This is a genomic window from Psychromonas sp., assembly GCF_983033635.1.
Genome location: NZ_CEZLMY010000031.1, coordinates 20,853 through 31,225, shown reverse-complemented (window position 1 = coordinate 31,225; position 10,373 = coordinate 20,853). Strand labels below are relative to the sequence as shown.

8 protein-coding genes are annotated in these 10,373 nt (G+C 39.5%); 4 read left to right on the top strand and 4 right to left on the bottom strand.

The window, feature by feature from the left end:
- Positions 1–310 precede the first annotated feature (310 nt).
- Positions 311–961: a TorF family putative porin gene (locus AC4GME_RS06580; protein WP_490377303.1), complete on the bottom strand. Its 651-nt coding sequence runs from the start codon at positions 959–961 to the stop codon at positions 311–313.
- A gap of 444 nt (positions 962–1,405) precedes the next feature.
- Here AC4GME_RS06580 and AC4GME_RS06575 point away from each other — a divergent pair, with 444 nt between their 5' ends.
- The 3 genes from AC4GME_RS06575 to greB all read left to right on the top strand — a co-directional run bounded on the left by AC4GME_RS06575 (position 1,406) and on the right by greB (position 3,645).
- Entirely contained in the window at positions 1,406–1,657 is a 252-nt protein-coding gene (locus AC4GME_RS06575; RefSeq protein WP_490377302.1) for a YkgJ family cysteine cluster protein, read from the top strand.
- A 173-nt stretch (positions 1,658–1,830) separates the two neighbouring features.
- Positions 1,831–2,943: an alanine dehydrogenase gene (gene ald, locus AC4GME_RS06570; protein WP_490377301.1), complete on the top strand. Its 1,113-nt coding sequence runs from the start codon at positions 1,831–1,833 to the stop codon at positions 2,941–2,943.
- 210 nt (positions 2,944–3,153) lie between these two features.
- Entirely contained in the window at positions 3,154–3,645 is a 492-nt protein-coding gene (gene greB / locus AC4GME_RS06565; RefSeq protein ID WP_490379159.1) for a transcription elongation factor GreB, read from the top strand.
- A gap of 228 nt (positions 3,646–3,873) precedes the next feature.
- Here the strand turns inward: greB and malG are convergent, their stop codons facing one another.
- The 3 genes from malG to malE all read right to left on the bottom strand — a co-directional run bounded on the left by malG (position 3,874) and on the right by malE (position 7,609).
- Positions 3,874–4,770: a maltose ABC transporter permease MalG gene (gene malG / locus AC4GME_RS06560; RefSeq protein ID WP_490378368.1), complete on the bottom strand. Its 897-nt coding sequence runs from the start codon at positions 4,768–4,770 to the stop codon at positions 3,874–3,876.
- A gap of 11 nt (positions 4,771–4,781) precedes the next feature.
- The gene (gene malF, locus AC4GME_RS06555) at positions 4,782–6,344 is read right to left on the bottom strand and encodes a maltose ABC transporter permease MalF (RefSeq protein ID WP_490378367.1); all 1,563 of its coding nucleotides are present in this window, start codon (positions 6,342–6,344) and stop codon (positions 4,782–4,784) included.
- Between the two features lie 80 nt (positions 6,345–6,424).
- Entirely contained in the window at positions 6,425–7,609 is a 1,185-nt protein-coding gene (gene malE / locus AC4GME_RS06550; protein ID WP_490379158.1) for a maltose/maltodextrin ABC transporter substrate-binding protein MalE, read from the bottom strand.
- Between the two features lie 560 nt (positions 7,610–8,169).
- Between malE and malT the strand changes: the two genes are divergently transcribed.
- Positions 8,170–10,373 (top strand): HTH-type transcriptional regulator MalT (malT, locus tag AC4GME_RS06545; protein WP_490379157.1); only part of this gene is annotated, 2,204 nt, incomplete at its 3' end.

Genomic DNA, 10,373 nt, shown 5'->3' with positions numbered 1-10,373 from the left:
GCTCGAAAAGCCCTCATGCAGTGCCTTATTCTGCTCTCCGAGCTGAGTCCTGATAAAGCACCTTGAGGTATCATGGGTATAAATGTTAGCACTGAGGAAGGCTTCTAGGAAGCTTGTGTTAGTGTTAGGAGATCTGTTCCTCACTCCCATGCTGTGCATAGCAATATGCTGCTAATTTAATTTACAGATGAGATAAATTAACTCAGTTAACAGCTCAAACAGAACCACTTAACGTCGCGAAGAAAGTAACAACACACAAAAAAGCCACAGTTACGTGGCCTGAAAAAATTTATTGAATCTTAAATAGGGCTTAGAAGCTCCAGACGTAAGAGACAACCGCTTTCATATCGTCATCATCAAGATCTGTTTTCGATAACATAAAATTCACACCTTTATAATCAGCATAAATATTGTAATCAATATAATCGTCGCCAGCATCAAAAGTGTAAGTCCCGACATGCACACCTATTTCCAGGTCATCAGCCACAGGGAAAGCTCCTTCTGCATAGTAATAATTGTTGTCAGCAAAGTCAGCACCGTCAGCGTGTGCTAATACAGCTAGACCTAATGTGAAATAGCTTAATGATAAACTACCGTATAGTTCACCAAAATCTAAATCTTCGCCATCTGGATAAGCATAATAGATATAACCTAGGTCATAACTAATAGAGCTTACTTCACCTGCAAAACCAAAATAACCATCCAGCTCGTAACTTGTCTCATCACCAAAATCAACGTTAGAAACCCAGGTACCAAGATATAAACCGTTAGCCATTTCATAATCTAATCCGCCAGAAACAGCTGGTTTGCCGTCAGTTTGGCTAATACCGCGCCACAAATAGTCGGATGTGACGCCGATATTGGCAGAAAAGCCTTCTAAGCTAGCAGCCGAAGTTGAAGTAGAAGTGAATGCGATAGCAGCAACAACTGCAGAAGTTACTAATTTTAATTTCATACTCATGATTAAATCCCTTAATTATTAAAAAAACGCTTTAAGTAGCGATCCTACTGTCACATTGCACGGCTCGTGCCAACCGCGCAACTAACTGTATTTAAAGGGTAATGACAAAACAAAAGCAAAGTAAACTGTTTTTTACAGCTCAAATATGGTGCTTATAAACAGACTGTTTGCACCAAAGTGAGGCGTTGTTAAACTTGCTTTGTTTATGATATCGAAGAAGAGATCAGCTGAGATTGGAAATATATTAATGCGCTAACTCACAAGGCAGGAACACCTTTAAGCTGACAAATGATGCAAAACAAATAAATAGTTGTGATAGCTAAGGCACCCCGATCAAAGAGCCGTTTTCAGAACAGTTTAGCGGCTTATAATTAATTGCCGTAGATCACATAAAAAACCGTATACTAGGGGCTGTTTATCTTTTTATTTATTAAAGGCTAAGTTATGGAATGTCGTTTAGGTTGTGGTGCATGTTGTATCGCCCCCAGTATTAGTAGCCATTTTCTACTCCATCCCAATGGCAAACCGGCAGGACAACGCTGTAAACAGCTGGACGAAAATAACTTGTGTAAACTATTCGGAAAAGCGCAACGCCCCAAAGTTTGTTTTGATTTCAAAGCGTGTGAATGGATTTGCGGCAACTCCAATGAACAAGCGTTAATTACCTTAACGGAGTTAGAAGCTGAGACTCAATAGATAAATTAAGGTGCTTAGAACAAAGCCTCTTGCAAGCACGCTTTTTTATTTACCTGATTCTGTGCAACAGATAACTTTTCAGACCTTCATTTTTTGACTGTTTTTTAACTGACTCCTACTCTTTTAGCAAACCCAATTATGATCTTCCCTCTTGCAAATCAATCGGAGTTTATATGCAAATTGGTGTTCCTAAAGAGATAAAAAATAATGAATACCGTGTTGGTTTAATCCCTTCTAGTGTGGCCGAATTAATAACACGCGGCCATAAGCTGTTTGTCGAAAAAAATGCAGGTGCTGGGATAGGTTTTGAAGATCAAGATTACATAGATGTTGGCGCTCAAATATTAGCAGATGCGCAGGCGGTTTTTGAGCAAACAGAGATGATAGTTAAGGTTAAAGAGCCGCAAGCAAGTGAATGCAGGATGCTGCGTCCCGGGCAAATTCTGTTTACCTATTTACACCTTGCTCCTGATTTAAAACAAACCCAAGCCCTTATTAACAGTGGCGCAATATGTATCGCTTATGAAACAGTCACAGATGATTTCGGGCGCTTACCTTTATTAATGCCAATGTCCGAAGTGGCAGGTAGAATGTCTATTCAAGTCGGTGCAGCCGCGCTGCAAAAGTCCAGTGGCGGTTCGGGTCTGTTATTAGCGGGCGTACCCGGTGTTGCCCCTGCGAATGTCGTTATTTTAGGGGGAGGAATTGTAGGCCGCAATGCAGCACAAATAGCAGTAGGATTAGGTGCAAACGTGGTTATTTTAGATAACAACACCGACACGTTACGCCGTATCGATGTGCAGTTTTCAGGTCGGGTCAATTCAGTTTATTCCAGCAGCGAAAGCCTAAAACGTTATGTATTAGATGCGGATTTAGTGATTGGCGCTGTTTTAATACCCGGCGCGACAGCGCCCAAATTAGTAACACACGAATTAATTAAACAGATGAAAAAAGGCAGTGCTGTGATTGATGTGGCGATTGATCAGGGTGGCTGTTTTGAAACATCACATGCCACAACACATCAAGATCCAACCTATATCCTTGATGGTATCGTACATTACTGTGTCGCAAATATGCCCAGCGCAGTTGCACGCACAGCCACCCAAGCGCTAAATCATGCCACTTTGCCTTATGTTACTAAACTTGCAGATCTTGGTTACAGACAAGCGTTACTTGCAGATAAACACCTACTAAAAGGCTTAAATATCTGCACAGGAAAAGTGACCTTAAAAGAGGTCGCAGAAGCGCATAATTTAAACTTTACTGATGCATTGCAATTAATCTAATCCGACTCTCCTTGTAATATACGGATATTGTAAATTAGAGGGGTAGATTAACTCTCAGAAACATCCATCAACAGAGCTTTATTCTTTTTTATAAAAGAGGTTGCAGCCTTTTTTTTAACTCTGTCACTCGCTAATGTAAATAGACACTTGAAAAGAGGTGATGAATCATTATAAATAGGCTTCTGTTTCTTTTTTCTGATGGTTTATACATTGCGAACAAATTTAATCACCCCAGAAGGGTTTAAAAAATTACAACAAGAATTAGATTATCTGTGGCGAGAGTATCGCCCTGAAATAACTGAGAAAGTCACTTGGGCGGCCAGCCTTGGCGATCGTTCCGAAAATGCGGATTACAAAGAAAATAAACGTATTCTGCGGCAGATAGACTCGCGTATCCGATTTTTAGGAAAGCGTATCGAGCAAGTGACAGTCGTTACTCCTTCCCCACAACAAGCGGGCAAAGTGTTCTTTGGTGCTTGGGTAACGATTGAAAATGATCAGGGTGAAATAAAACGTTTTAAAATTGTCGGTGCAGATGAGATTTACCAGCGCGGAGAACTTGTACAACGTAAAGATTATGTGTCGATTGACAGCCCGATGGCACGAGCATTACTGAAACTAGAAGTGGATCAGGAAGCGCAGGTAAAAACCCCTAACGGTTTAGTGACTTGGTATATCAACAAGATTGAATATGATCTTTAAACACTAGCCACGCTAGAACAGTGATGGTTGGATAGTTAGCTTTCTGGCGAAACTCCCGAAGGAGATCGCGATAAACGATGATCTTCGTTGTTAGAACGCATTGATTTAGAATGACTAGAATCGCATCATTTATCGGCTTGCTGATTCCTGCATCTTAAAGTGGCTTGGGTAGATACAAAAACAGCCCCCGAAGGAGCTGTTTTTTTATAACTTAATGACCAATTAAAATTAGCCTTTATTACCACCGGCTGTTAAACCGCCTACTAACCACTTCTGTGCAAGCATAAACACAATCGTAATCGGCATTGCAGATAATACAGCTGCAGCGGCAAAATCGCCCCATAGGTAATTTTGCGGGTGAAGGTACTGTTGCATACCTACCGCCAGGGTGTATTTATCAACAGGAACATCCACTAACAATAGAGACGCTACTGGCACTTCAGTAACCGCACCAACGAATGAGAGGATAAATACCACAGCCAAAATTGGCACTGAAAGAGGTAAAAGAACCAATCTAAATGCCTGCCAAGGCGTCGCTCCATCTAATGATGCGGCCTCTTCCAGCGATATATCAATAGTTTCAAAATAACCTTTGATTGTCCAAACGTGCAGTGCAATACCACCTAAATAAGCAAAGATTAAACCACCGTGCGTATTTAAGCCAAGGAATGGAATATAATCCCCCACTTTGTCAAATAGAGCATATAACGCAACCAATGCAAGTACGGCAGGGAACATTTGAAATATCAACATCCCCTCTAATATCACTTTTTTACCTGCAAATTTCATTCGTGCAAAAGCGTAAGCAGAAGTCGTTGATAATGCAACTACAAGGATAGAGGTAATTCCAGCTACCTTTACAGAGTTCCACAACCAAGACAATACCGGGAATGGAGGGTGTGTAACCGAACCATCTGCATTATTAACCACAAACCCTAAAGCAAGTCTCCAATGATCTAACGTTGGGTTATCGGGAATCAAAGATCCTGCAGCAAAGTTACCCTCGCGGAACGAGATTGCAATAACCATTAATAATGGAAATAAGATTGTTGCGCAGAACAGCAGTAAAAAAGCATGGGCGAACCAAACACGTTTTTTTTCATTTTTAGATTTAACAACTGGCATGATATTATTCCTTAAGCTTGTTGTCTTTTTGAAACACGTAGGTTAATAAACGCGAGTGCACCAACCATCAAGAAGATTAATGTTGCAATTGCACTTGCCAAGCCAAAGTCTTGGCCACCACCGCCTTCGAAAGCGATTCGGTAGGTATAACTAACCAATAGATCTGTATGTCCAGCAGGCGTTGATGAGCCAATAATATCAGGTGTACCGTTAGTTAATAACTGAATCAATACAAAGTTATTGAAGTTAAACGCAAAGCTGGCGATTAACAGTGGCGCTAATGGTTTAATGATTAATGGGAAAGTAATCTTGAAGAAATTATCCAGCGGACCTGCACCATCAATTGCAGATGCTTCATATAGATCGCTTGGAATTGATTTTAATAAACCCATACATAAAATCATAACATATGGATAACCAAGCCAGGTATTAACGATTAAGATCATCGTTTTAGCCAAGTATGGTTCAGTAAACCACATCAGCTTGACATTAAAGATCGAATTTAATAGTTCATTAATTTCACCAAAGCTTTGGTTAAACAAACCTTTAAATATCAATATCGAAATAAAGGCTGGTACAGCATAAGGTAAAATAAGTAACATACGGTAAACCGCTTTACCTTTTAACTCTTCCCATTGCACTACAGTTGCTAAAACCAGACCAACAGCTAATGTAAGTAATACCGAACCACCGGCAAAAACCACTGTCCAGATAAAGATCTGCAGAAATGGTCCCCTAATACCTTTATCTAAAAAGATACGCAAGAAGTTTGTCCAACCAGTATTAACCACAAAGCCCGGCGTCATCACTTTTCCAGTCGTAAATGCACCATTTTCATCAACGACCTGGTAATTACCAATCTCAAAATTTGGTTTCATTACTGTATTATCAAGAAGATTTACTAACGTTGCTTGATCTTCTTGCAGTTTATAGAGAGAAATTACTTCTGAAAACTTACGTAAACCACCCATAGTTAACACTTGACCAGACTCAGTGTTAAGTGATAATTCCTTTAACGCCCCGCGGTTTTTAACAAGGAAGCGTATTTTAGCTAGTTCGCCCTGTTTCTCAGTTGTTAATGGTGTTAGAGCAATATTCTTATTTTTTTGTTCTAACGTTATCGGTGCAGTAACAAATTCTTGAGCATCTTGACTAAGGTGAAGTTGAATTTTATTATTATCTAACTGGTAAACTTCAAACTGATAATCTGTTCCTGGCTTTTCATATGTTTGTGCTAAAAATTGAGACTGAACACGCTCAAATGTTAACTGATTCGCGCCACTGTAATTGGTAAAAGCGATACCAACTGTGTACATAAGCGGGAAAATAATAAACAAAACCATGGCTGCCATACCAGGGTAAATATAGCGATGAGAATAAGTATCTTTACGCGCAAAAATAACCACACCCGAGGAGACCAAAACTAAGGTTACCAGTGCAAACGCAATTTCGTTTTGCGCATACATTAAAACAACTGCATAACCCGCTACTAATGAAATAAGTGTTAACAAACCCCACTTTATCCAATTCGCACTAGAAGATTGTGCATTTTCCGATTTAATAGATAGTTCCATAAATTCCTCAGTGGTAAAACCCGATCAATAAAGGCTCTTAAGTTGTATTATCCTAAGAGCCCCTTTCTACTTACTTTTTATTATTTAACAATACGTGCTGCAGCTGCATCAAGTGCTTCAACAACAGTTTGACGACCTTGTACTGCATTGTTAATTGCAGCGCCTTCTGCATACCAGAACTTAGACATTTCTGGAATGTTAGGCATTAGTTCACCCGTTTGTGCATTCTGCATTGTTGCAGCAATACGAGGATCAGCGTCTAACTTAGCTTGGAAAGAGTTTAACGCAACAGCACCAAGTGGTTTGTCATTGTTTACTAGCTCTAAACCAGCATCAGTTAACAGGTAGTTTTCAATGAACTCTTTTGCAAGTTCCTGGTTTGGACTTGAGATGTTAATACCGGCAGTTAATACACCAACGAATGGTTTAGCTGATTTACCTTTAAATGTTGGTAGTACTGTAACACCGTAATTGATACCACTTTTATCGATATTGCCCCAAGACCAAGGACCGTTAATAGTCATTGCTGTTTTACCAGTATTGAATGCAGACTCAGCAATTGAGTAATCAACATCAGCACTGATCTCTTTACGCTCAATCATATCAAGAAGGAACTGTAACGCACCTTTTGAACCTGCGTTATTTACACCAGTATCTTTAACATCGTAACTACCGTTGTTAAATTTAAACGCATAACCGCCATCAGCAGCGATTAGAGGCCATGTGAAGAACGGTTCTTTTAAGTTCCACATGATTGCAGATTTGCCGTCTTTTTTAAGTTTTTTATCAATTTCGCTAATTTCTTCCCACGATTTTGGTGGGTTAGGCAGTAAATCTTTGTTGTAGATTAAAGAAAGAGCTTCAACAGCGATTGGGTAACCGATGTATTTACCATTGTAAGTAACAGCATCCCAAGTGAAATCAGCCATTTTAGCTTTTAGTTCTGTACTTGGTTTAACTTCAGTTAATAAACCAGCTTTAGCCCAGCCGCCAAAACGGTCATGCGCCCAAAAAACAATATCAGGACCTGCGCCAGTTGCTGCAACTTGTCCGTATTTTTCTTCAAGTTTATCAGGATGAGCAACAGTCACTTTTACACCAGTATCTGCTTCAAACTTTTTGCCAACTTCGGCTAAACCGTCATAACCTTTATCACCATTAATCCAGATAGTGATTTGGCCTTCGTCCATTTTCGCATGAGCAATGTTTACGCTGCCTAATGCAACTAGTACTGAAACAGCTAATGTACCTAATACTTTTTTCATAAATATTCCTTTAAAATAAATAGTAGTTTTTAGTTTTGTTTTACTTCAACTTCTCAACTTCGTTTTTCAAGTGGTTTATTTATTAACCTTAAAAACGAGGCAAAATATAGTATGTGCTCCAAAAATCGTCACCCTCCTTTTTTCTACGCCCCCCTCAAGTATCCCTATTTCTTATTAAGAATGTTACCTGACGCACTAATTTACTGACAAAACCCCCTATATCCTGTTGCAAAGCCGCACTTTTTGTTGCATTTTGTACCCAATGACAGGGGCGGGTATTTATGCCAAATATATTAACAGGCGTAGCCTATTTATAAGTAACACCTATATTATTGCTCAATTAAAAGTTAAAATGCCCTGGCTCACCATGAATAACCTGTAAATTCATGCGGTTAAGTTTAAAGTCACTCATTTAATGCCGCACCTAGCAAGGGGGCGGAGGTGATAAAATGCGGAGCAGTCAAAATTTCGCGGTTCTAGCAGGTAAGCGCAAAGTAAGAAACAAGTATCCAGCTGAAATAGCAAATGGTATTGGCTACTTCTTTTATTTAAGGTTTAGTATGATTATCAAATCAAAATTAGCGGTGCCAGCACCACTCAAAAATGGCATCGTTCGCGAACGTTTATTTCAAAATTTCGCAGACTGTAAATTAGGATTAATTTGCGCACCTGCTGGTTATGGCAAAAGTACCGCAATTGCCGACTGGGCAAAAGACAAAAGGAATTTAGCATGGTTTACGATTGATCGTTTTGACGATAACGTCAGTCAGTTTTGTAACTATTTTATTCATGCTATTAAGCAGATTGAAGCTATTTCTTGCCCGGCCTCTTTAGAGGCGGTAAAACAGAGCCAATACCCTGATTTGATCAACCTATTTTCTTTATTTATTAATGAGCTATCTGAGTTTAATGTTCCTATTTGCATTGTCTTAGATGATTACCATCACATCAAAAACCCGGTTATCCATCAAGGTATGGCCTTTTTTATTAAACATATGCCTGCGCAGTGGCAAGTACTGATCTCAAGTAGAACCACACCACCTTTACCTGTTTCAAATTTACGCATTAAGCAACAACTCTTTGAGATAAATGAGACCGACTTAGCTTTTACAGATTTAGAAACTGACAATTTTTTCTCAGGATGCACAACTTTTTTTCGCGATCCGGCAAAGCAACAAACACTAAGAAAAAATGTCGACGGCTGGCCGACTGCGTTACAACTTGTTTCAATTTTAAGTAAAGACACCGCAAGCTTTAACGAGTGTGCGGAACAAATAGGAAAAAGTAATCACGCTTACCTGTGGGACTACCTGGAAGAAGAGGTGTTTTCACCATTAAGTCAAAAATTGCAAACATTATTATTAACTATCGCACCACTTAATAAAGTTGATGCCGATATTGTCAATGAACTGTGTAATATTGACGATGGTCAAGCACAACTTGAAATGTTGCAGGAGCAAGGTGCATTTATTGTTCCCATCAATAATCAACATGAGTTGTTCACTTTCCATTCCTTTTTTAAAGCTTTTCTAATACATAAAAGTAAACACACACCTAACATTAAGTGTGATCATGAAAAAATTGCACGACTTTGGTTAGCAAGGAAAGATATTGAAGAGGCTCTGCCACACGCTTTAAAAAGTCAAGACGAGCAGCTACTGATCGATTTATTGAAAGTAGCAGGCTGGCAAATATTGGATGATGGTCAGTTAACCAGTCTGGAAGAGTGTTTTTCAATAATCAAAGAAGCGGTTTGGGAACATCCACAACTAGTGCTGTTAGAACTCTGGATGCTACAAAGCCGACATCAGGGTTACAAAGTTGTACCTCTGCTCAAAAAAGCAGAAACAATCTTTGCTGAAAAAAATATTACTTTATCAGAGCAACTGAAGAGTGAATTTGCCGTTATTCATGCTCAAATTGCAATCAATAACGGCAGAATAGAAGATGCCTTAAAGCAAGCTGAAATAACGTTACTATCCGTAGAGAACAACAACACTCGGGTAAATATTGTCGCACAGGCAATTATCGGAGAAGCCTATCATTGTCTGGGGAACCTTCCTTTAGCTTATCAGTATTTTCAAGAAGTAAAACAGCTGGCAGGCGGACAGCATATGCACCAAAGTGTGATTTGGGCCTTGTATCAACAAGGGGAAATATTACATGCACAAAGTAACCATAAAGAAGCAGAAAAGCATATAGATGCTGCGATCAGCTTAATTAATAAATATCATCTGCAAAAACTGCCTTTGTTCGCATTCCCGCTTCATTTTAAAGCGCAGCAAGCCTATCAGGAAGGTGACTTTGAGCTGGCAGAGCGCTTATGTGAGCAGGCTCTAAAGGTCGTCTCCCCCTATGGTGAGCAATGGCGGTTATATACCTATACCTTGCAGGCAAAAATAGCCCTTGAAAAAAATGACCTTCAACGCGGAGCACTATTAGTTGAAGAGATCGAAAGATTACTGCGCAATAAAAATTTCCACAGTGACTGGATTGCAGCAGCTAATTATGTGCGCATTAAATATTGGCGAGCAACAAAAGATATAACGGCCATTGAACGCTGGTTAAGTAGCGGACCACGCCCAAAAAATGCCTTTAATCATTTTGACCAATGTCATAACCGCAACCGGGTTCGTGCTTTCATTCAGCTGGGGGAGTTACAAACGGCACACAAATTATTAGAAAAAAACATAAGTGATGCACAACAATGTCAATTACAGATAGAGGTCAACCGTAACCTCATTCTTTTAACCAGTGTTGAAAG

Coding starts and splice junctions, on each gene's coding strand:
- malF (WP_490378367.1), bottom strand. CDS start 6,344: ATGGAACTATCTATTAAATCGGAAAATGCACAATCTTCTAGTGCGAAT.
- AC4GME_RS06580 (WP_490377303.1), bottom strand. CDS start 961: ATGAGTATGAAATTAAAATTAGTAACTTCTGCAGTTGTTGCTGCTATC.
- malE (WP_490379158.1), bottom strand. CDS start 7,609: ATGAAAAAAGTATTAGGTACATTAGCTGTTTCAGTACTAGTTGCATTA.
- ald (WP_490377301.1), top strand. CDS start 1,831: ATGCAAATTGGTGTTCCTAAAGAGATAAAAAATAATGAATACCGTGTT.
- AC4GME_RS06575 (WP_490377302.1), top strand. CDS start 1,406: ATGGAATGTCGTTTAGGTTGTGGTGCATGTTGTATCGCCCCCAGTATT.
- malG (WP_490378368.1), bottom strand. CDS start 4,770: ATGCCAGTTGTTAAATCTAAAAATGAAAAAAAACGTGTTTGGTTCGCC.